Raw genomic sequence first — 21,891 nt, forward strand, 5'->3', positions numbered from 1 at the left:
GCGTTATCGGCTACTTGGCGACTGCGTACGGTAACTGTCTTGGCGCTGTCCAGTGGTGTCTAGGGCGTCTAGGCCGTTGTTTGGGTACCTGGCGTCGCGAGGAGGTCACGGTACGCAGTGAAAGGGCGGGCCATGTCGGAGAGCGTTCAGCAGCAGGGCAACGAGGCCGAGGAGGAGCCGGGTTGGGCTCCGGACCCGGACGACGAGTGGGGCAAGGCGGTACTGGAGACCGCCGGACGGCAGATCAAGAAGCGGCGCGAGAACAAGGGGATGAAGGCGGCCGAGTTCGGTAGGCGCGTCAACTACACCGAGGACATGGTGTACAAGATCGAGCGTGGGGAGCGGATCCCCGGGCCGGGGTTCCTGGACCTCGCTGACCAGGTGCTGGAGGCGCAGGGGACGATCGCGATCCTCAAGGAGGACGTGGAGAAGGTCAAGTACCCCAAGAAGGTGCGGGACTTGAAGGCGAACGAGGGGAAGGCTGTCGAGATCTCGGTGTACGAGGGCAACACTCTTCCGGGGTTGTTGCAGACGCGTGAGCACATGGAGGTGCTGCTCCGGGCCTGGAAGCCGACCCGTACGCCGAAGGACGTAGAGCGGCTGCTGGCTGCACGGATGGCCCGGAAGTCGGTCTTCGAGCGGGACCCGGCGCCTTCGATGACCTTCGTGGTGGAAGAGGCGGTTCTGCTGCGCAGGGTTGGGGGCACAATGGCTTGGAAGCGTCAGCTCGAACACTTGCTGGAGGTAGGGCGGTTGGACTTCGTCACCCTCCAGCTCATGCTGACCAACTCCGATCCTCATCCCGGGCTGGACGGCAAGATGGAGCTGTTCAAGTTCGCGGACGGAACGGCGGTCGGTCGCGCGGACAGCCTGTTCCTCGGTAGGCCCACCAGGGAACCGAAACAACTCCGCGTCGTCGAGTTGCAATATGGGACGATCCGAGCGCTGGCTCTCCCGCCCCGGGAGACGCTGGCCCACGTTGAACGACTGCTGGGAGAAACATGATCCGCAAGGCCCTCGCCGGTGACCCTTCCGAACTGGCGTGGTTCAAGAGCAGTTACAGCGGCGGCACCAACGGTGAGTCCTGCGTCGAGGTAGCCCTCAACTGGTTCAAGAGCTCCTACAGCGGCGGAACCAGCGGCGAGGACTGCATCGAGATCGCCACCACCCCCACCTGCGTACACATCCGCGACTCCAAGCTCCCGGACACCAGCCCCACCTTCCAGGTCACCCCCACCACCTGGTCCACCTTCGTCACCCACACCACCTCCCACTGACCCTGCCGTCAGGCGGCCTGGGACGTGAAGCTCACCGACAGATCGCTGTCCGGCGTGATGTCCAGGTGGAGGGTGGACTCCAGGGCCGTGGCCAGGCGTTCGAGCAGCGGGATCGTGGGAGTCGCGCCGCCGTGTTCCAACCGGGAGACGGCGGCCTGAGTCATTCCCGCGCGCTCGGCCAGCCGCGCCTGCGTCATACCCAGTGCCGTACGGCGATCCCGGACGGCCTTCCCGAACAGGTAGGCCCGGCGGGCCTCCTGGTATCCCTCACGGGACCGGTCGGCGTCGGTGATCTCCCAACGGGCGTGGCTCATGGCGTGTCCTCCGGGAAGCGGTCGTAGACGGTGTGGGCGGGCGGGTGCTCGGCTTCGCAGGTTTTCTGCGCCAGGAGAGCGCGTTGTACCTCCGCTGTCTCCTGGCGTTGTGTCTTGGGGAAGACGGTGAGAAACACGATGCGGCGGTTCGGCGCGAGCCAGTAGGTGATGCGGTAATGCTGCTGCCCGAGGCGGAACCGGAGCTCCCGGACCTTGCCGCCGAGGTGGCGGCTGTAGGGCTCGTCCAGTATCCCGTCGAAGTCGACGAGGAGGTCGGCGTAGAACATGACCCGCCCGTGGTCATGCGGCGTCAGGGTGTCCAGCCACTTCTCGACCTCTGGTTCGAGTTCGATGGTGTACCGCGAGCCTTTCATGCATACGACGGTATATAGCGTTGATGGTATGTGCAAGGTGATGGGGCTGCTGAGCCGGTTCGGGCGGGGCCTAGCTGACAGACTGGGGTACCTGACCTGGTCGGTGCGATGAAAGAGGTAACCGGTGGAAGGGCCCCGTCTGGAGGAGGTGCGGCTGACCTCGTTCAAGAGCTTCACCGGCCAGCGGCTGCCCTTGCAGGACCTCACGGTGTTGATCGGGCGGAACGGGAGTGGGAAGTCCAACGCGCTGGATGCGTTGATGGTGTTGGCGAGGCTGGCTTCGGGGGAGTCGGTGCGGGATGCGTTGGACGGGCCTCGGGGTGTGGAGTCGATCAGGGGTGGGGTCGAGGGGTGTGCTCCACTGGGGGAGGACTCGTTCCAGATCGGGTGTCGGGTGCGGCAAGGGGAGGCCGTGTTCGATCTGGACGTCAAGGTCGAGGTGCGGCCCGAGGTGAAGATCGTTCGGGAGGAACTTGTCGCCGTCGAAGGGGTGTCGTACGGGAATCGGCGGTTGAGGGGGCAGGCGTTGCTGACTGGTGGTGAAGGGAAAGGGCAGCATCTGGGAGGCCGCTCAATCACCTTTGACAATCTCGAAGACCGACTGCTGACCAGCCTGACTCCTCTTATCCGCGCCACCCGTGCGGGACAGCTGGTTCACCGGGCTGCCGACACCGTCCTCACCGCCCTCCGCGAAGTCTTCCTCCTCGACCCCGTTCCCCACCTCATGCGGAGCTACGTCAACGAGCGGGACTCCGAGCTGCGGCGCAGTGCCGACAACCTGAGTGCCGTCGTCGCGCGGCTCGAAGAGACCGAGCCGGACGCCTTTCACCGGCTCACCGACCTTGTCGCCGGCATGCCGGAGTACCCCGTCAAGGGGGTCGGGTTCGTTGTCACGGGGCTCGGCGACGTACAGCTTCTGCTCAGTGAGTCCGGGTACCACGGCGCCGATCACGACGTTCCCGCCCGCCTCCTCAGCGACGGCATGCTCCGGTTCCTCGCCTTCGGTACCGCCTTCCTCAGCAGCCGACGGCACCTCGTCATCGAGGAGATCGAGAACGGGCTGTATCCGACGCAGGCCGCTCGGGTCCTGGACCTGATGAAGGAGGAGACCCGGCGTCGCCGTATCGACGTCCTCTTCACCACGCACAGCCCGGCGCTGCTCAACTCCCTCACCGCGGACGACCACGCGGGCGTCATCGTGTGCAGCCGCGATCCGGAGACCGGCGAGAGCCTGTTGACCCCGTTGCCCGAACTCCCCGGGTACGTCGACCTGTTGGCCGCCGGGGACCTCGGAGACGCCGTGGCCAAGGGGCGGTTGCCCGACGCCGTGCGGCCACGCGACACGGGAAGCGGCAGCATCGAGGACTTCTTGAGGAGCCTGTGAGTACCCGACCCGGACTGGCGCTGCCCGTCGTCGACTTCCTCGACACGTCCGTCTTCGTCGAGATCCTCGACGTACCCGGCAGGAACGAGCACCGCGCCGACATCGTCGTAGAGATGGAGAAACGACGTCAGGCGGGCGTCCGCTTCGTCCTTCCCACCGCGACCGTCATCGAGACCGGCAACCATGTCTTCCAGGTCAAGGACGGTTCAGCGCGCCGGAGTTGTGCGCACAGCTTCATGCGGCTCCTGCGCCTGACCGCAGACGGTACGGCGCCGTGGGTCCTCCACGAACGGACCTGGAACGCGGCCTTCCTCGCCGCCCTCTGCGACGGCGGCTGCACCGGCATGGACCTCGCCGAACACGCCGTCCGCCAGCAACTTGGCACCGGCGACCTCAGCATCGTCGCCGAACGCGACCTGTACGCCTCGCGGTTGCGGGCGGAGGTTCGGATCTGGACGTTGGAGGCGACGATGGGGACTTGGGCGGGGATACCTGGGTGAGGAGTCGGGGGCTGTTCGGCGCGGGAGTGCTTTCGGCTCAGTCGACGTCCACGCTCCATCGCACGCCGTGCGGCTCCAACGCCCTCAGGAAGTCCGCCGGTTCGAATGCCTGTGACGGTGCCAGTACTCCGGCCGGTGGTGCGTCCGCCACCAGGCGCAGTGCCCCTTCCACCGCGATCACCGCCGTCATGCCGTAGCCGTCCACACCCGTCACCGAGCCCTGTGCGTGGCTTCCGTCCCGGCCCACGGCGTACGCGGCCATCAGCCAGCGCGACGCGCGCCGCGCCGCCGGGTCCGGGCCCTCGGGCAAGCTTGCGACCAACTCCTCCGTGACCGCCCCGAACAGTGGCACCACCTCCTCGCGCATCACCGCGTCGATCCGGCCCGCCCGGACATGCCGTGGCACGGTGATCACGCCCGGCAGCGCGAACGGTGCCACCTTGATGTCCCCCTCCTCGCCCTCGGGAACCGGCACCGTCGCGCGGTCACCGGGCGTGTGCTCGGCGCCGTCGCGCCAGGCGCCGTCCGTCCACACCAGTCCGGGGCCGCCGCTCCACAACTTCCGGTTGGCCAGGGCCGTACGAGCGGTGCCGCGCGAGACCGCGCCCGGGCGCCGTAGATCCGCGATCGTCAGTTCCGCCAGGTCGGCGTGGAGGGCCTCGGCGGTGAGGTGGGCGATCAGGTCGCCCGGGCCGCCGTCGTCCGCGAGCGCGGGGACCACGCAGATCCCTGCCTGCCGGGCCGGGTCGCCGTACGTGTCGAAGATCCGCTTCAGGTACGACTGTTCGCCGTTGGTGTCGACGTAGTGGCAGCCGGAGGCGATGGCGGCTCGTACCACCGGTTCGCCGAACAGCTCGAACGGCGCTACGCAGTTGACCACTGCGGCACAGTCGGCGAACGCCGCCGCCAGCGCTGAGGGATCTTCGACCCCGGCGTGCCGTACCTCCGTGCGGGGTACGCCCTCGGCAGCCATTCGTAGCCGGTTCTCGTCGCGGCCCACCAGGACGACCGGGGCACCCCGGCGCGCCAGTTCCGCTACCACCAGTCGTCCCGTGAAGCCGCTTGCTCCGTACACCGCGATCTTTTTCATGACCGCCACGCTAGGAGCGATGCGCCGGGACTCTGAATGCCCAGCCGTCCCTGATTCATGCCTGATCGTCCTGTGCCAAGTCCTACCGGAGGACGCTAGGGTCGGGGCATGGACGTGCTGAGCGATGCCGTCACCGCCATGCGTACCGGGCGGCCCCACTCCTCCCGGACCCGCTGGGACGCTCCCTGGGGTGTCCGCTTCGCCCCCTTCGCGGGTGCCGGGTTCCACGTCGTGCTGCAAGGCTCCTGCTGGGTGTTGCCGCATCGTGCGGAACCCGTCCGGCTCGGCGTCGGCGACATCGCGCTGCTTCCGCACGGCACCAGTCACGCACTCGCCGACGACCCCGCGACGCCGCTGCGCGAGGCCGCCGCCCCCGGTTCCCTGCCCCCGTCCCCTGACGGCATCCCGGCGGACACCATCCTGCTGTGCGGCGCCTATCTGCTCGACCAGGACCGACGGCACCCGCTGCTCGCCGAACTCCCCGAGGTGGTGCACCTGTCCTCCCGGGTGGGAGCCCATCCCGAACTGCGCGCCGTCATCGACCTCTTGGGCGCCGAGCTGGACCGTCCCCGCGAGGGCAGCGGGGCCGTCGTCCCGGCGCTCCTGGACACGCTGCTGCTGTACACGCTGCGCGCCTGGCACGACGAGCAGAATCTGGGCGGCCGGCCGTCGGAGGGGTGGGCCGCCGCGCTGCACGACCCCGCGATCGCCGCTGCCCTGCGCGCCATCCACCAAGACCCCGGCCGCGCCTGGACCGTGCAGTCGCTGGCCGCCGTCGCGGGCCTGTCCCGCTCGCCGTTCGCCCGCCGCTTCACCGCGCTCGTCGGGAGCCCGCCGCTGGGGTATCTGACCTGGTGGCGGATGACGACCGCTGCGGGGCTGCTGCGCGGCGACGATCGGCCCGTCCAGCGCGTGGCGGAACAGGTGGGCTATGTCTCGGAGTTCGCGTTCGGCAAAGCGTTCAAGCGGGCCTACGGTACTTCGCCGGGCCGCTATCGGCGCCACGGGGGCGGCTCCGCGCGGGAAGCGGTCGGCTCAGGAACGCCACCACGTCTGGACGGAGCACCGGATGAACGGGGGTTGCGCGGCTAACCCCTGCCTGTCGCATCTTCGGCGCGGCCCGTCGTAGCGGCGGGTTCTATCCGTCTCGCAGGAGTGATGCCGCCGTGTCCGCGCTCTTCTACAAGTTCCTGATCGTGCTCTTCGACAAGTTCCTCATCCCGACCGTAGTCGGCCTGGCCGTCAGCGTTCTAGTCGGCGCAGTCGAGCTCTACCGGCGTCGCCGGACCACCCCGGCACCGCCCCGCGTGCTGCGGCGCTTCCGTCTGCTTGGAACCGCCGGTGCCGACGGCACTCCCCTGTACTACGAGACGACCCGGGCCCCCGGCAGCATCGTCACCCGCCGGGTCGACGGCCTGCCTCAACGCTTCGAGTTGACCGATGCCCCGCTGGGCGACGGAACGTACGCCGCCGAACCTCTCGACCATCTGTAGGACGACCAGAGGATGGAAGGTGAGGGAGAGGGCATGAGCGACTTGTACCCGGACGTGGTTGCTTCCGGTGGGCTCGGGGCCGCTGTGCGGGAGGTTGCGCGGCGGCGGGGGCGTGATGTCGGGGTGCCGGATTGGGCCATCGACTACGTCACGGTCCCGACGACCAGGGGGTACGTGTCGGTCGATCTGTCCGACGAGGAGCGTCTCTTCCGGGTGCGCGTCCACATCCCCGGCTTCTCGTGGGGGATCGGGGCCACGGACGATCTCGGGCTCCTCGTCGACGTGATCGCCGCGTGGCGGGACGGCGTGCCGTTCGACGTGCTGGCCGGGGAGTTCGCGTTCCTGGAGCTGGACGAATTCGCCGGCGCGCTCGACCGGGGGGAGCCGACCGCCGCTCAGTGGACCAACCTTCTGGGCTCCGAACCCGGGGACCTTCTGCGCCTCCTCCACGCGGACGACGTGCTGCGGAACATGTTCCCGACGATCACGCACGGCGCCGTACGCCTGCGGGTGGACCCGATGAACTGGCTGAGCCGTCAGATCCTGGTGTTCGAGGAGCGCGAAGGGCACTACTCGGTCGCGCGGCCCCCGGGCACGGCCTGGACGGAGGTCATGGCCGCCGACCTCATCCCCCACCTGAGGGCGGCTCTCGGCAAAGACGGGTGAACGCCTAGGGCTGCGCGGACGGTTCTGGCCAAGTTGTGGCGGAGTCTTTTCGGTTTCTCCACATTCTCCGTGGTCTCCGGGCGTGAGGGCGAGTAATCCCTTGCCCTGGCCCGTCCCCCCGTGGCTATCGTGAGCGCCGCACGTCTGTTCGAGGGGGCCGACCACCCTCTCGTGTGGCATGCACATGTCCTATGGGGGGATATTTTTTGCGACGCAGATCGCTCACGTCTGCCATCACATCCATCGCCGCTCTGGCCGTCCTGTGCGGCCTCGCCGTCCCGCCGAGTCAAGCGGCCGAGCAGCGCGTCACCGGCGCGGGTGACTCGTACGACGGGTTCGACAGCAAGGCCGCGGAGCAGGTGCGCGCGGACCAGTGCGTGGCCGTCGACGCTCTGCGCAAGGGGGGAGCGAATCTTTTCGCGCTCGCGCAGGGCGCTCTGACGTTGCCGGACGATCAGCTGCATCAGAAGCTCGACCGGGATCTCTTCGACACGAGTACTCCGCTGCATCAGGCGTACAACGCGGACGCCGCGAGCAGCGACCAGTGGGGGAAGAAGGCCCAGGACCAGGAACTCGCCTGGAACGGCGCGGTCTCCTCGCTGAGTTTCTACTCGCAGCGGGACGGCGCTTGGGGGATCTTCGAGCGGACCGGCCTCGTACCGTGGCTGTGGCAGTCGTACTCGAAGTCCATCGACCTGTTCTCGCCCTTCTACGAGCCGTCCCCCACCGCCGACAGGGCGACGAAGACGGCCGCGCTCGCGGTCGGCGACCCGCAGTACACCTCCGCCGGCACGCCCGCCGAGCGCGAGGCGTGGAAGCTGTGGCAGAAGAACTCCGGGGAGATCAAGCCCAACGTCCTGTTCGTGCCGAGGGTGTTCGCGGACGACGCGCGGATCTTCCTGTCGGCGGGCGGCTTCCCGCGTACCGGTACGACCCCGGACACCCCGGAGTTCCGTATCGCCGTCGAGGACCTCAAGTCCCGTTTCGCGTCGTGCAGTTGGCACGCGCCCATCGACCCGAACCGGGTCCTCGGCAAGGAGGTCGCGCAGGCGTCCGCCGAGTGGCAGCGGGAGATCGCCGCGCAGGCCGCGCCGCGTCAGCAGATCCTCGCCGCCTCCGCGACCGCCACGAAGGCGTTGCAGGAAGGCACGTACACGCTGGGGCAGTTGGTCGGGCAGTCGTGGCTCGCCGACTACGCGACCCGCTGGCAGGACTACTGGTCCGCCGGGGGCGTGGGGTGGATCGGCGACAGCGCCGTGACGGTCGAGGTGCCCGGCGCGAAGGGCAACTGCCTCGACGTCGCGGGCAGCGGCAAGACCGACGGCACCCCCGTACAGATCTATACGTGCAACGGCAGCGCGGCTCAGCAGTGGACGCTCGAAGGCGGCGGGGGAGACCTGCATCTGCGCAGCGTCGTCTCGCAGCGGTGCCTGGACATCGGCACGAACGGTACGAAGATCCAGATCACCGAGTGCTACAAGACCAACGGGCAGTCCTGGCAAGGCAATCCGCGCGCCGCTGCGCCGCTGAAGAGCGCGACCACGGGCAAGTGCCTGGACCTGGCGAACTTCACGAAGGGCACGGACGCGCGGCTGGCGGACTGCAAGACCCCCGTCCCGGCCGCCCAGAACTTCCTCATCAAGCCGTCCGGCCACCAGGGTTCGGGCTCCCCGCTGTACCCGAAGAAGGCGGAGTTCGACAAGGCGAAGAAGGTCGTCGCCGATGCGCAGGCGACGGCGAAGAAGCAACTCCCTCTCCTGAAGGCGCAGTTGGACGGCGCGCGCAAGGCGGCCACTGCGTCGGACACGGCCCTTCAGACCGCGTACGGCATCGCTGACGCCGCCGGTGCGCCGCGCGGCCGTGGGCTGCTCGTCGGGATGCAGAAGGCGCAGGTCACCAAGGGGGCGGTGGCCGCGCTGACGGCGTTGGTCAAGGCGGGGGAGACCGCCGAGGCCGCGACCCGCGCAGCCGCCGCCGACAGCGAGACCGTCGCGCAGCGGGCGTTGGCGCAGGCCGCGCAGTCCAAGGCGGAGTTCCGGCGAGAAGCCGCGCGTACCGCCGAGTTGCAGGCGAAGGCCGCCTCCGACGCGGCCCTCATGCACCGGGACAACGCGAAGAAGGACAAGGAGACCGCCGAGGCGAAGCTCTCGGTCGCCCTGAAGGCCGAGGGGGACGCCAAGGCCGCCGCTGCCGATGCGCGGGCCAAGCGGCTCGGCGCCGAGGCGGAGGAGAAGACGGCGCTCGCGGAGCAGAAGAACGCCGCCGCTAAGCAGGCCGAGGCGAGCCGGCTCAAGGAGACGGCTCAAGGCGAGGCGGCTGCCGCGCAGTCCTCGCGGGAGCGGGCCTCCGCCGCCGAGGCGACGGCTTCCGCCCGTCGGGACGATGCGGTCAAGGCGCGGGACAAGGCGCGGGATGCGCGGGACGACGCGTGGGGGGCGGAGCAGAAGGCCGACGCTCTGCGGGCCAAGGCGGATGCGAAGGAGGCGTACGCGCAGTCGCTGGACGCCGGGGACGCTGCTGACGCGGCTCGTGCTGCCGCCGATGCGGCCGACCGGCACGCCGGGGACGCGGAAGCGGCGGCGGGCCGGGCTCGTACGGCCGCTGATGCGGCTGGGCGTGCCGCTGCTGACGCCGATGCCGCCGCGACCCGTGCCGAGGCTGCGGCCGGGCGGGCGCGTGCGGATGCGGACGGGGCTCAGGCGGCTCGGCTGCGGGCCGATGCCGCGGTGAAGACGGCGACCTCCGCGGTCGCGGACGCCATCGAGGCTGCTGGGCATGCGGCTGGGGAGGCCGATGCGGCTGTTGCTCAGGCCGCTGCGGCGGAGAGGCTGGCTCGTACGGCTCGGGAAGAGGCGAACGGGGCGCGCGAGGAGGCCGCCAAGGCGGTCGCCGCCTCTGCGAAGGCTGCCGGGTTCGCGTACGTCACGGCTCAGGCCGCTGCTGATGCCGGCGCGGCTGCATCTGCCGTCGCCGATCCCGCCAACGACGCGATCCAGATCGGGTCCGTGTACGCCGAGAACGATTCGGCGGCCTCGCTGGTGGTGCTGACCGGGCAGGCGTCCAAGACGATCGCCGAGCAGCAGCGGGCTGTTGCGGAGGCGCATGCGCGGAACGCTGCCGCTGAGGCTTCGGCCGCGAAGAATCTGGCTGAGCAGGCCAAGGGGGATGCGAAACAGGCGTACGTCCATGCTGCTGGCGCCGCTGGGTATGCCTCGACGGCTCGGGGCTACGCGAAGGAGGCGCTCGGGTACTCGGCGGATGCGGCCAAAGCGGCTGCTGCGGCGTCCGCTTCGCTGACTCGGACGGTGCAGTACGAGCGGCAGGCTGCGGTGGATGCGTCTGCGGCCGATGCTGCTGCTGGGCGGGCTGAGGGGTATGCCGTCTCGGCTCGGGCTGCTGCTGATCGGGCTGCGTTGGATGCTTCGGCTGCGCGTGCCGCTGCGGCTGAGGCGGAGCGGGCGGCTGCGGAGGCTCGGGCTGCTGCTGAGCGGGCGGATGTGGCTGCTGCCGAGGCCGAGCGGGCTGCGAAGGATGCGGACAAGTACGCGGAGGAGGCGCAGGAAGCGGCGGAGTCCGCTGAGCGCAAGGGGGCCAACGAGCAGGTCAAGAACGGTGCCGGGACCGGGGTCGGCGGCACGTTCTACGTCGTCGACGAAGACAGCGTCGAGATCACCAACACCCGGCAGAAGAACGACTGCGTCATCGACATCGGCTTCGGTGGCTGCACCGTCACCTTCGAGGTCACCTTCAGCGCCACGGTCGACTTCTTCTTCTGCGCCGACCCTGCCGTACCCGCCACTGCTTCGGGTTGTCCGTCCGAAGACACGATCCTGGTCAAGACCGAACGCTTCACCGGCATGAAGAAGGACGTCACCGAGTACTTCAGCAAGCTCGACATCCTTCAGCAGACGGTCGTCTACCAGATCCTCAAGGCCGTCCTCGTCCAGGACTTCCTCGACTGCTGGCACGGCAGCGCGAGCGGCTGCGCCTGGGCCGCGAGCAACTTCATTCCGGGGAAGGCATTCGCGAAGATCGCCGAGGCGCTCAACGCGCTGGACGCCGCGCTCAAGACCGGCATCGGTGTCGCCGACGCGTTTAAGGCGCTGAAGAAACTGGACGTCGATCCAGCGACACTGGCCAAGATCGAGAACACCGTCAACCTCTTCGAGGACCTGGCGACGTCCTGCAAGGTCAACAGCTTTCCAGGGCACACCTTGGTGCTGATGGCGGACGGCAGCCGCATGGCGATCAGTGAAGTACGCACAGGCGACCGGGTCTTGGCCGAGGATCCCAAGACCGGCGAACAGCGGCCGCAGACGGTCAGCGCCACCTTCGCGCACGACACGGACCGGCTGATCGACATCACCTTCGCCGACGGAAGCACGTTGTCCAGTACAGCGGGGCATCGGGTCTTCGTCGTCGACCGAGGCTGGGTGCGGGTGGCGGAGCTGCACAGGAATGACCAACTACGGTCAGCTGACGGAGCGGTCCACTCCGTCAGCGAACTGCGAGATCTGGCGAACCTGGAACCCCGCGAGGTCTATGACCTCACCGTTGACGGTCTGCACACCTTCTACGTGCGCACCGATGGCCCTCACGCGGATGACCTGCTGGTTCACAACTGTGCGAACCTTGCCGACGAACTGGAATTCCCGAAGAGCGGGGCCCATACGCTGAGCCGGCATGTGAATGTGACTCCGGAGGAAGCCAAGGCTTTCGCTCTTGAGAACAAGCGAAGGGGACTGGAGCCCATCAGTGCGGTGTGGACCGACGGGGATATTGCTCAGCAGGCGGTCGACCGGGTTCTCTCCCATTACTTCTTCCCCAACGGTAAGCGCAGGGGAGCCAGCTTTGATGCGCTGGATAATTTTCTCAGCCAGCGCGGACAGTGGAGAGGGAAGACCGAGTTCCCCATAACGGGGAAGTGGGACGAGTATGACTCTCTGGGTAGGGTGTACGACGCCGATGGCAACTGGGAGGCCGCTGGCAACGGGGTTCGCGTGATACTCAAGAGGCTACCGGGTGAGCGCGGGCACAGCGGATTCATCGTCTACACGGCGTACCCGCTCAAAAAGCCCTAGATTTTCTTTTGCGTTGACAATGTGAGGAATTAATGGCACGGAGACGTGAGCGCCTTGGTGAAATCTACGAAAGGGACTTTGGTCTCACCGCGCTCGCGGAGAGAGTCTATGACTCGGTCGCGAGGGTTGATGAGGCGCAAGTGCTGGAACTCGCCGCAGAGGTGGCCGATGACTGTGATGGTGAAGGTGCCATCGAGCTCGGTGCGGATCTGCACTGCCTGCTGGAATCCGATCTTCCTGAAAGCGTGATGCGCGCAGCATGGGTCGCGGCCACACGTCAACGTTTCGATCCCGCGTATTTCGGAGTGAATATGCGTGACTGGATCGGTCGACTCTCAAGCCTGTACCCATTCAAGCTTCGCCGGGTCCGGTCGGAGTCTGCGGCACCACAAATAGGTGAGCTGGAGCTATGTGAAGCCGTGGTGCTGGAAATTCGCCACTCCGCACCCGAGTTGGCTCGGGCGCTGACAGGGGACGGTCTCTCGGCCTCGTCTCTCGAATCGGTTCCCGAGGCTCTGGAAAAGGTTGTCGGGGAATGTGACGGGGAGCTCGGTTTCCGCCTGTTCTTGAGGGTCTTGAAAGTGTATGGCGTGTCGGTTTCAAAAGATCAATATGGCCGTCTGATGGAACTCGACACCAGGCTTCGGTATCCAGGTCCATTGGTGTATGAGGGTTTGAACGTGAAATGGCCTCCCATCGACACGAAGAGGAGAGAAGGAGTCGGCGACTTCGGATTTTCGGAACTTGCGTCATGGTTCTCAGGGGAGTGGTGCGACCGAACAATGGAGGAAACCGTCCAGCGAGCTGCGGCCAATGATGATACCGCCGATCCCCCCGGCTCGGCTGCGGCCTTTCTGCTCCAAGATGCTCTCCGCTTTCTGGATTCTTCGCTGCCCTCCAGCGTGATCACCGTCCTGTGGCTGGCCGCATCGGACCGAGGTTTTAACCTGGACCGAATGGATTTGGATGCGCGAGACTGGCTCGAAACGATCGTGGAGGCGTGTCGCGAACGCCTACGAGAGGCCGCTCCGTCGTACACACTCGTCATGCAGCCTGTTCAGGAACAACTGGTCGGCCCTGTGCTCCGAGAAATCCGTGACGTGACTCCGCTGCTGGCGAACCGGGTAGTGAGTCCTGGCTGGCATGAGGTTCCGGGCGAGGCCGTCGTGGAAGCGTTGGAGCAGGTCGCCACCCAAGTAGATCCTGATCTCGGATACAGACTGCTGATCAGAATCCTTCAGGTGTTGGCTGTGCCGTTGAGAGCGGAGCAGTACGTCCGCTATCAGGTACTTGGAAGGCAATTCGGCTACGGAGAGTTTCACATCGGCGAGTTGGAACTTCTGGTGCATCACGGATGAGCAGCGGTGAGTGTGGGAAGTGAGGCCTTCCGTCCCGGCGCTCACCAGTTCTTCCGGCTTACTCCCGGTCGGTGGCTGTTCGCTGTGTGGGTGCGCACACCCGACGGTTTCGGGGGTTGTGTCCAAGGGGTCCCCCGGTGGTGGGAGCGGTGCCATGATGAGGGGTATGGCTGAGGGGGAAGCGGTACCTGTATCGGGCTGGCGGGTTCGGTACGACGGGAGTCGGGGCGATGTCGACGCGCTGAAGGCGTGGCTGGAGCGGGAAGAGGCGCTCAGCGGGCTGGTGCGTATCGAGGAGCGGTCCCGGTCCGGTGCGGGGCCCGAACACATGGGGTCCCAGACGGAGTTGGTGCTGCTGGTGATCGGCACCGTCGCCAATCTGACGACCATCGGCGCCTCCGCCAGCGCCTCGGTGCGTGCCTGGAGGGCCAACCGTGAGCGCGTGACCGGGGATACGACTCCCGAAGCGACGGTGGAACCGCTGGATCCCGACCAGGAGTAATCCGGTGAGCGGCTTCGACCCTCGGGGGAAGGTCAACCGGGCACTGCTGGTCGGCGTCTCCGAGTACGACCACACCCAACCCGATGAACCGGGCGGCGTACCCGGACAGTTGGGCGCCGTCCTGCACAACTGCAAGGGACTGCGCGACGTCCTGGAGCGCGGCGGAGTGTTCGGCCGGCGTGAAGTGGTCGTGCAGCATTCCCCGTACCAGGACCACTTCGCGGAGACGCTGCACCAGGTCGCGCAGGAGACCGAAGGGCTGCTGCTGTTCTACTTCGCCGGGCACGGCATCGTGAACACGAAAGGCGACGAGCTGTACCTCCAGATGCGCAACGCGCGCATCGTGCACGGCGCCGAGCGGGCGTTCTCGGGCGCCGTCCACTTCGGACTCGTCCTCGCCGAACTGGCCGCGAGCCGGGCCGAGCGGGTCGTGGTGATCCTCGACTGCTGCTACTCGGGGAACGCGGCCCACATGCCGAGCAGCAGCCTCGGCGACGACCGGCGCCGCCGTCAGATCCTGCTGCTGATGAGCGCGCAACCCAACCAGCTCACCGACCCCGGTGACCACCGCAGAGCGACCCCCTTCACCCGCGAGCTGGTCCAAGTCCTCGGCGGACAGGGTGAGTTGTGGCTCTCCACGGTGTACGAGGGGCTGAAGGAGCGGATGCGTGCGGCAGGCGTCCGTACCGTCCACCACGACGAGGTGCAGATGCCGCAGGGGGTGTGGGAGCCCGGGGAGGACGTGTTGCTGGCGGGTGCCGAAGGCCCATCCGCACCCGCACTCGCACCCGCTTCCGCGACACCTCCCGCCTCCGTCCTGTTCCTGCCTCCGACGACGACCTCGGAGCTTCCTCGGCCGAGGCGCGCCAACCCCCTCCGCACCCTCTTCCACCACGGCAGCCGCTTCGTCCTCACCCTGGCGCTCACCGCCCTCGCGACCGTTGGCGGCGTCGCCGGGATCGTCGCACTCGTCGGGGACGAGGACACCGGGTGCGCGCCGCCGCTCCAGCTGCGGGTGCTGACCGACCCCGACCTGGAACCGGTGCTGACCGCCGCCGCGAACACCTACACCGAGTCGCCGGAGAACACCCGGGACGGGTGCAGGAGGAGTGGGATCGGGGTGTACAGCGCGCGGGTCACCGATGCGGTGGCGGGGTTACGGGAGCGTACGAATTATTGGTGGCGGCCGTCCGGCAGGGAGGGCGACCCGCAGCCGCAGCGGGACATCGGTCCCCAGCCCGACGTGTGGATCCCGGCGACCCGCGCGGACCTCGAACGCGCCGCACAGGACCCGTACGACCAGAACTCCGCCGAACTCCACGCGGAGGACGGCCCGTTCGCGTACTCCCCCGTCGTCCTCGCCGCCGCCGGCACCGTCCCCGGACAGCGCACCGGCCGGTCCCTCGCCGCGATGGCCGTGGACCTGGAGACCGGCGGGAGCGACGTCCGCCGCCCCGACCCGGAGTCCACGGACGCGGCGCTGTTCGCGACGATGGGCCTGTACGGGGAGCCGCCCGACGCCCGCGCCGGTGAGCACCGCGTCGCGTACGCCGGACCCCCCGCCCGCTCCGCCGCCGACCTGCTGTGCGCCGCCTCCCCGGACCGGCGAAGCGCGCTCCTCGTACCGGAGTTCACGCTGCGCAACGAAGCCGACTGCCCCTGGGGCGGGCTGCAACCGCGTACCGCGCTGTACCCGGACGACGTACCGGGCCTGACCCCCACGTTCGTCCGCGTGACCTGGACCCCCGCCCACCGGGACACCGAGGCGCGCGACGAGGCGGTGCGCAGGTTCAGGGACTGGCTGACCGGCGACAAGGGGAAGGCGGAACTCGGCAGGCACGGCCTGCGCTCGGCCGACCCCGGCCACGCGCTGCTCGGCACGGCGCCCCGGGGATCCCAGACCGACCTCGTCGACCAGAAGTCCGCCGAGGCGACCGCCATGAACGCGACGCTGGAGCGGTACCGCAACGCCGGCGGATCCGGCCAGGTGCTGTTCCTGCTGGACAGCTCCGGATCCATGGCCAACCTGTGGCAGGGGCTGAGCAACGGACCCGGACTGATCCAGCAGTCGCTGGGCGGGCTCGGCGCGAAGGACCAGTACGGGGTGTGGGCGGTGGCCGGGAGGACCGGCCGTACCCACACCGACCTGCTGCGCTTCGGATCGCACGCGCGCGCCGCCGCCGTACACGCCCTGGAGGCCGCGCGCGAGGCGGGAGCGCGGGGGGACCAGGCGGACCCGTACCGGGCGCTGCGCGACGCGCTGGAGTTCATGAAGCGGCAGGGCGTGGACAGCGAGCGGCCCCGGCAGATCGTGTACGTCACCGACGACGAGGACAACGACCGGCTGACCGGGCAGAACCTGGAGGATCTGCGGGAGCTGGCCCGCACCGCGGGGACACCGGTGACCATGGTGTCGCTGGCGACCGGCGGCTGCGAGGAGGGCCGGGCCGATGCGGTCGTCGCCGCCGCCTCCGAAGGCCGCTGCCTGGACCCCGGCGACGATCCGGCGGCCTCCCTGCGGGACGAGGTCGCGCGCACGGGAACGGGGGAGGGATGACGCGGCGCACCTGGCTCGCGGCTCTGCTGCTGACGGCCACCGCCTGCACCGGCGGCGGCGCGTCTCCCGAGCAGCCGGTGGCCGGGCCGGACGAGCACCGGATCGTCGTCGCCAGCGGGCGGGACGTCACGGACGGCATCCGGCAGCGGCTCATCGACGCGTGGAACGCGCGCCAGGCGCCCGGCGGTTACCGGGCGGCCCTCGTCGAACTCCCCGGCTCCGCCGACCAGCAGCGCAGCCAGCTGCTCGGCGCGCTCCAGTCCGGGAGCAGCTCCTACGACGTCGTCAACCTGGACGTCACCTGGGTGCCGGAGTTCGCCGCGGCGAAGCTCGTGCAGCCGCTGCCGGACGACGCCGTGCGCGACCCCGCCGACCTCGTCGGGCCCGTGGACGAGACGTCGTTCTGGGGCGGGGAGCGGTACGCCGTGCCGTTCAACAGCGATGTGGGGCTGCTGTACTACCGGCGCGACCAGGTCGGGGGTGAGCTGGGGCCCGTCGTCACCTGGGCCGGGGTGCAGCGGTACATCGACGCCGTGCGCGGCAAGCGGATCCCCGGCTGGGAGGCGGGCTGGACCACTCAGCTCGCTCCCTACGAGGGGCGGACCGTCAACGCGATCGAGGCGTTCGCCTCCGCCGTGGAGGGTCTGGAGATCACCGACGGGAAGGGCAGGTACCGGGCCACCGAGGGCCAACTGGCCAAAGGCGTCGAGGAGTTGCGTGCCCGTACGGCGGAGGTCCTGCCGCGTGCGTACACCTCGAACGAGTCCGATTCGCTCAGCGACTTCACGCAGGGGAAGACCACGTTCCTGCGCAACTGGCCCTACGCGTACCCCGCGTTGTCCCAGACCTTCAAGGGAGCCCTCGGGGTGACGCAGCTGCCGGGAAAGGCGGTGCTAGGCGGCCAGAACCTCGCGATGACCCGGTCCGTCTCCGGGGAGAAGGCCGCGAGGACCGCCGACCTGATCAGGTTCCTCACCGACGCCGACAGCGAACGGTGCCTGCTGTACGCCGGGTTCGCGGCGACGCGGGAGTCCTCGTACCGGGCGACGACCCGTTGCACGTACGTCGACACCTCGGGCTCGGAGAGCACCGGCGAGAGCCCCGACCGCTGGAGCCCGGAACAGGAACGGTTCGGCCGGGACGTCCTGCTGCCGGCGCTGCGCGGGGCGGTTCCCCGGCCACGTACTCCGCTGTACGGGGCGCTCACGCAGACGTTCACGGAGGAGCTTGCGCCGCTGTTCACGAGCGGGGCGGATCCGGCGGCGGTGGCTAAGGCGTTGGATGAGGCGTTGCGACGCGAACTGCCTTGAGGGCGTGGGGTCTTCACTTGTGCCCGTACGTCTGGAGAACCGCCAGCGCGTACGCGACCCGGGGGTCCAGCCGGTGCGGGGTGTAGTGGTAGGTCCTGCTCAGGCCCCGGTAGTCCAGCGCCAGGCCGGTGCGTGGTGTGCGCCAGCGGGTGCGGACGGGGCGGCCGAACGTGTAGTCGTCCGTCGTGCCGTCGACGTAGGCGTAGAGCATCATGCAGAGCGCGAAGAGGAACCACACGGGGGCGGTGCCGGTGTGGATCAGCCAGGCGTACCAGGTGCCCTCCTTGCCCGTGACCGGGTCCGGTACGCCCGTGAGGTGCGCGGACCAGCGGACCCGGCGCGGCCAGGGCAGGACCCGGCCGGGGCGGCGGGTGATACGGGCCAGGTGGGTGCCGTCGGGGGCGTGGACGTCGTAGGTGTCCGCGCCGGCCGGGCGGACCGAGCACCAGGGGGTGCCGCTCGGGCCGTCGTGGATCCAGAGCGGCAGCGGGACGGCCCCCTTCGCCTCCGCGGACCGCGATGCGATGACCCGGGCCAGCGGGGGGTCCTCGGGGCGCTGCGGGGCTCGGAGCCGGATCGCCGCCACCGTCTCGGCGTCGGCGGGCAGACCCGGCGCCGGCGGACCGGAGACCGGAACGGGGTTGTTCACGGAGACCGCGAACGTGTACGAGGCGTCGTGCATGGGGCTATCCAAACGGGTTGACGGTCGCCAGACGGCCCACGACCGCGCGCGCCTGGTCGTACTTCTCGTGGATCTGCTCCGACGCGAACTGGACGTCCTCGGTGGCGTGGCGCACACCCTCTTTGTAGAGGTCCTTCGCGCCGAGTGCCGCCTCGTAGCCGCGTGCCGTCCAGGAACGGGGATCGATGTAGCGGCCGACTGTCTGGCCGGCGTCGTCCACGATCGGCTTGACGGAGTCCGCGAGCGCCGGGACCCGTCCCAGCGGGGTGTGCTCGATCAGCTGGGGCATGAGCTTCTGGAACGGCATGTCGGTGATCCCCGCGCCGGGCCGGTAGAGGTTGCGGTCACCGAATTCCTTGGCCACGGCGACCTTGAGGCGGTCTCCCAGCGTGTCCGCGGTGATGTGGATCGCGTCCGCCTTGCGGCCGAACGCGCCGACGTTGCGCATCACCCATTTCTCGGCGTCCTCACCCAGCTTCGCGGTTCCTCCGGCGTGCTCGATGATGTTGGACGCCCGCTTCCAGGAATCGGCCGCCTTCACCCCGAAGTCCGTCACCCGCATCGGAATCTTGACGCCGGTGAACATCCCCTTGCCGACCTTCCCCACCCGCGCGAGGTCGCCGAACGGGATGAAGCCGGCCACGTCGAGACCGATGTCCAGCCAGTTGCCCTTCTTCGCGCCGGCCGCCCAGCCGACTCCGTGGGCGAGGAGGGCGCCGCCGTTCAGGACCATGCCGATGCCCTCGAAGACCACGGCGCCGATGAGGGTCTCGGAGGTGATGACCGCCAGGACGTCACAGGCGGCGCTGGCGTAGCCGAGCCAGTCGCCGATCCGGTAGATCGTGTCGGCGTGCTTCTGGACCCACTTCCACAGGTCGCCGGCGAGGTCGCCGAGCTGCTCGGCCACGTCCTCGAACAGGTCCTTGAGCTTGTCGAGCAGGGACTTGCCGGGTGCCGCCTCGGCGGCCTTGCGGAGCTTTTCGGCGGCCTGGTGGGCCGTGGCCCGGTGGTCCTGCTGAAGCCGGCGCGCCTTCTCGACGACCGCGTCGAGTTCGGCGCTCGCCTCGGTGACGCGCTTCGTCGCGTGGTCCAGGCGCCGCTGGGCGTCGCGGAGTTCCTCGCCCGTGGGGAAGGTCTGTCCGGCGAGCTTCAGGTCCGGGTCGGCCTTCGCCGCGGCCAGAGTCCTGCGGGAGTCCTCGGCCTCCTCCTCGTAGAGCCGGGCCGTGCCCTGGAACTCCGTCAGCCGTGACTCCCAGGTGCGCAGGGCGTGCGCGGCGTCGGCCATCGAGTCATGGGCGTTGTCCAGATACCTCGGGAGGGCACCGGTCGTCTTCGCGAACGCGGCTGCTCCCTCGCCGGTCCAGGCGCCGTTCGTCCTGCCCAGCCGGGTCAGGGTGGCGTGAGCGTCGTAGAGCTGTCTGGCCGTGCTGGTCAGCGAGGTGACCAGCCGGTGCACCGAGGCGGGGTCGCCGGGGGCGGGGTCGAAGCCGAGCGCGTCGTACGTCTCAGGCGTGTTCATGGAGCGGTCTCCTCGGCGCGGTCAGTAGGCGCGGAAGGGGGAGGGGGTGACGGCGGGCTCCCGCGCAGGGTTCTCCGGCTCGAAGACCACGGTGTCCGCGATGTCCGCGAGGATCGCCTGGCAGCGGAAGAGGTCCTGGACGTCGGGGGTGCTCAGGCACAGGAGCAGGACGTGGTCCTCGGAGGGGAACGGGAGCCACACCTCGATCCGTACGAAGTGCTGCTCCTGCTCACCCTCCGGCAGTTCCCAGACGGCGCGGGAAGCGGCGACGTGAACGACTGCGGGGCCCGCGGGGAGGGAGACCGGCCGGGTCTCGCCGCCCTCGTTCGCCCTGTCCAGGGCCTGGGCGATGCCCATGGCGGTGAACTGGGGGTCAGGGTTGTCCAGTTCGCGCACGCTGACCGTGAGCGTGGCCCGGCTGACGCGCTCGGGCGGCTCGGTGCCGTCCGCGCTGCCGCCGACCGGGAAGACACCGAGCGCGTTGTAGACGACACCGCCCTCGACGAGGGTCTGCGCGCCGGCCGTGTACGCGGCCTTGGTGAACAGGCGCAGCGGCTCCAGATCCGCGCGCTCGCCCCAGTAGTCGTGGGCGAACCGCCGCATCTGCTCGTCGAACGAGTCCTCGGCGGTGCCCAGCGGGACGGCGTGGAACTCCGGCTGGACCTGGAAGGAGATCGCCGCGGAGGTCATCGGTCACCCGCCCGCATGGTCTTGTCGACCGCCTGCACCGCAGAGACGAGCTTCACCACCTCGTCCTCCGTGCCCTGGTAGAGCCGGCCCGCCTGCGCAACCTTCTCGGTGACGCCGCTCGTCGCGTCGGCGATCAGTTTGATGCCGTGTCCCCACTTGGCCTGGAAGTGGTGGCAGGCGTCTTCGAGTTCGCCGGAGCCGGTGCCGGAGGGACCGATGTCCTCCAGCTCCCGCATGGTGGTGCGCATGCCGCCCGCGCACTCGGCGAGGTCGACGATCAGCTTGGCGAGCGCCTCGAAATCGACCTTGTGACCATCGGCCATCCTTGCTGTGCTCCCCGTGAGGTTGGCTGAGGGTGTGATCATCACACGGGGTCGGATCGCAGGTCGGGCGGGCCCTCGCCGCTCCCCGCAGAGGCACACGAAAGTTCCACGGGGTCTCCACCCGGGTGCGTCTCAGCCCGTCCGATGCCGGTCGTGGAGTACCGCCAAGGCGTACGCCACGCGCGTGTCCAGGTGTTCCGGGCGGTGGTGGTAGACCGCCTTGATGCCCCGGAAGGCGAGCGCGGGGCGGGAGTGGGGGGCTCGCCAGCGGGTTTGTTCGGGGGGCTTCAGGTCCAGGTCGAGGTCCGGGAGGTCGTCGAAGAGGAAGGCCAGGGCGAGGGCGATGAGGGCGTAGAGGAGGATCAGGGGGAAGGCGAGGACGTAGAGGCACCAGGCGTACGCGGTTCCCCGGCGGCCGGTGAGGGTGGGGGAGGTGGGGAGCAGGACCGTCCAGCGGGTCCGGCGCGGCCAGGGGAGGAGGCGGCGGGGGCGGTGCATGACGCGGGCCAGGGGGGTGGCGTCGGGCGCCAGTACGTCGTACACGTCCCGGTAGGCGTCCTGGACGTGGGCGATCGTGCACAGGAGGGTGTCGTCGGGGGCGCTGTGCAGGGAGTACAGGGGCGGTCCGGCGCGAGGCGTGGAGACCCGGGCCAGCTGGGTGCCGTCGGGGACGCGGGTCAGGGTCGAGCGCGGTATGTGGTCCGGCGTCGCGGGTCCGGGGTCCGGGGTGACTGCGAACGTATCCGGCACGGCGTGAAGCTCCCCTGCGTT

Annotated in this window: 20 protein-coding genes; 12 read left to right on the forward strand and 8 right to left on the reverse strand. The window is 69.1% G+C overall.

The genetic code is table 11. The annotated features are described in order from the left end of the window. Positions 1-132 precede the first annotated feature (132 nt). Together J8M50_RS28665 and J8M50_RS28670 are read left to right on the forward strand one after the other, a co-directional pair. Complete coding sequence (locus J8M50_RS28665) at positions 133-1,005, forward strand: helix-turn-helix domain-containing protein (RefSeq protein ID WP_010354260.1); 873 nt, start codon at positions 133-135, stop codon at positions 1,003-1,005. Beyond that, positions 1,002-1,277 carry a DUF397 domain-containing protein gene (locus J8M50_RS28670; protein ID WP_010354259.1) on the forward strand — a complete coding sequence of 92 codons (276 nt, stop codon included), beginning with the start codon at positions 1,002-1,004 and terminating at the stop codon, positions 1,275-1,277. The genes J8M50_RS28665 and J8M50_RS28670 overlap by 4 nt, the downstream gene beginning before the upstream one ends. Positions 1,278-1,285: 8 nt before the next feature. Here the strand turns inward: J8M50_RS28670 and J8M50_RS28675 are convergent, their stop codons facing one another. Both J8M50_RS28675 and J8M50_RS28680 read right to left on the reverse strand, forming a co-directional pair. After that, positions 1,286-1,591, reverse strand: coding sequence for a helix-turn-helix domain-containing protein (locus J8M50_RS28675; RefSeq protein WP_010354258.1), 306 nt, complete (start codon positions 1,589-1,591; stop codon positions 1,286-1,288). Then, positions 1,588-1,965 (reverse strand): type II toxin-antitoxin system RelE/ParE family toxin, encoded by a 378-nt coding sequence (locus J8M50_RS28680; protein ID WP_010354257.1) that lies wholly within the window; start codon positions 1,963-1,965, stop codon positions 1,588-1,590. The genes J8M50_RS28675 and J8M50_RS28680 overlap by 4 nt, the downstream gene beginning before the upstream one ends. A gap of 124 nt (positions 1,966-2,089) precedes the next feature. Here J8M50_RS28680 and J8M50_RS28685 point away from each other — a divergent pair, with 124 nt between their 5' ends. Further along, complete coding sequence (locus tag J8M50_RS28685) at positions 2,090-3,349, forward strand: AAA family ATPase (RefSeq protein ID WP_010354256.1); 1,260 nt, start codon at positions 2,090-2,092, stop codon at positions 3,347-3,349. Continuing rightward, complete coding sequence (locus J8M50_RS28690) at positions 3,346-3,849, forward strand: hypothetical protein (RefSeq protein WP_010354255.1); 504 nt, start codon at positions 3,346-3,348, stop codon at positions 3,847-3,849. The genes J8M50_RS28685 and J8M50_RS28690 overlap by 4 nt, the downstream gene beginning before the upstream one ends. 37 nt (positions 3,850-3,886) lie before the next feature. On the opposite strand, the gene J8M50_RS28695 is transcribed toward J8M50_RS28690, so the two are convergent. Continuing rightward, complete coding sequence (locus J8M50_RS28695) at positions 3,887-4,939, reverse strand: saccharopine dehydrogenase family protein (RefSeq protein ID WP_040836692.1); 1,053 nt, start codon at positions 4,937-4,939, stop codon at positions 3,887-3,889. A 108-nt stretch (positions 4,940-5,047) separates the two neighbouring features. On the opposite strand from J8M50_RS28695, the gene J8M50_RS28700 reads away from it, so the two are divergent. The 8 genes from J8M50_RS28700 (at position 5,048) to J8M50_RS28735 (ending at position 17,906) form a co-directional block, all read left to right on the forward strand. Continuing rightward, entirely contained in the window at positions 5,048-6,031 is a 984-nt protein-coding gene (locus J8M50_RS28700) for an AraC family transcriptional regulator (protein ID WP_010354253.1), read from the forward strand. A 74-nt stretch (positions 6,032-6,105) separates the two neighbouring features. Continuing rightward, entirely contained in the window at positions 6,106-6,432 is a 327-nt protein-coding gene (locus J8M50_RS28705; RefSeq protein WP_010354252.1) for a hypothetical protein, read from the forward strand. Between the two features lie 33 nt (positions 6,433-6,465). Then, complete coding sequence (locus J8M50_RS28710; protein ID WP_010354251.1) at positions 6,466-7,098, forward strand: hypothetical protein; 633 nt, start codon at positions 6,466-6,468, stop codon at positions 7,096-7,098. Between the two features lie 206 nt (positions 7,099-7,304). Beyond that, positions 7,305-12,179: a polymorphic toxin-type HINT domain-containing protein gene (locus J8M50_RS28715; RefSeq protein ID WP_010354250.1), complete on the forward strand. Its 4,875-nt coding sequence runs from the start codon at positions 7,305-7,307 to the stop codon at positions 12,177-12,179. A gap of 140 nt (positions 12,180-12,319) precedes the next feature. After that, positions 12,320-13,537 carry a hypothetical protein gene (locus tag J8M50_RS28720; RefSeq protein ID WP_223786348.1) on the forward strand — a complete coding sequence of 406 codons (1,218 nt, stop codon included), beginning with the start codon at positions 12,320-12,322 and terminating at the stop codon, positions 13,535-13,537. Between the two features lie 166 nt (positions 13,538-13,703). Beyond that, positions 13,704-14,039: an effector-associated constant component EACC1 gene (locus tag J8M50_RS28725; RefSeq protein ID WP_040836686.1), complete on the forward strand. Its 336-nt coding sequence runs from the start codon at positions 13,704-13,706 to the stop codon at positions 14,037-14,039. 4 nt (positions 14,040-14,043) lie between these two features. Further along, positions 14,044-16,596 (forward strand): caspase family protein, encoded by a 2,553-nt coding sequence (locus J8M50_RS28730; protein ID WP_010354246.1) that lies wholly within the window; start codon positions 14,044-14,046, stop codon positions 16,594-16,596. After that, on the forward strand, positions 16,593-17,906 hold the full coding sequence (locus J8M50_RS28735) for an extracellular solute-binding protein (protein ID WP_010354245.1): 1,314 nt from the start codon (positions 16,593-16,595) through the stop codon (positions 17,904-17,906). Before J8M50_RS28730 ends, J8M50_RS28735 begins: the two co-directional genes overlap by 4 nt. Before the next feature lie 13 nt (positions 17,907-17,919). On the opposite strand, the gene J8M50_RS28740 is transcribed toward J8M50_RS28735, so the two are convergent. The 5 genes from J8M50_RS28740 to J8M50_RS28760 all read right to left on the reverse strand — a co-directional run bounded on the left by J8M50_RS28740 (position 17,920) and on the right by J8M50_RS28760 (position 21,870). Further along, the gene (locus J8M50_RS28740; RefSeq protein ID WP_010354244.1) at positions 17,920-18,588 is read right to left on the reverse strand and encodes a hypothetical protein; all 669 of its coding nucleotides are present in this window, start codon (positions 18,586-18,588) and stop codon (positions 17,920-17,922) included. A 4-nt stretch (positions 18,589-18,592) separates the two neighbouring features. Further along, the gene (locus J8M50_RS28745) at positions 18,593-20,107 is read right to left on the reverse strand and encodes a hypothetical protein (RefSeq protein WP_010354243.1); all 1,515 of its coding nucleotides are present in this window, start codon (positions 20,105-20,107) and stop codon (positions 18,593-18,595) included. Positions 20,108-20,128: 21 nt separating this feature from the next. Further along, on the reverse strand, positions 20,129-20,797 hold the full coding sequence (locus tag J8M50_RS28750) for a hypothetical protein (protein WP_010354242.1): 669 nt from the start codon (positions 20,795-20,797) through the stop codon (positions 20,129-20,131). After that, on the reverse strand, positions 20,794-21,120 hold the full coding sequence (locus tag J8M50_RS28755) for a DUF6317 family protein (RefSeq protein WP_010354241.1): 327 nt from the start codon (positions 21,118-21,120) through the stop codon (positions 20,794-20,796). Before J8M50_RS28755 ends, J8M50_RS28750 begins: the two co-directional genes overlap by 4 nt. 132 nt (positions 21,121-21,252) lie before the next feature. Then, a complete protein-coding gene (locus J8M50_RS28760) occupies positions 21,253-21,870 on the reverse strand; it encodes a hypothetical protein (protein WP_010354240.1) in 618 nt (205 codons plus the stop codon). Positions 21,871-21,891: the final 21 nt, after the last annotated feature.

The sequence above is a fragment of the Streptomyces acidiscabies genome (assembly GCF_020010905.1).
Lineage (GTDB): Bacteria > Actinomycetota > Actinomycetes > Streptomycetales > Streptomycetaceae > Streptomyces > Streptomyces acidiscabies.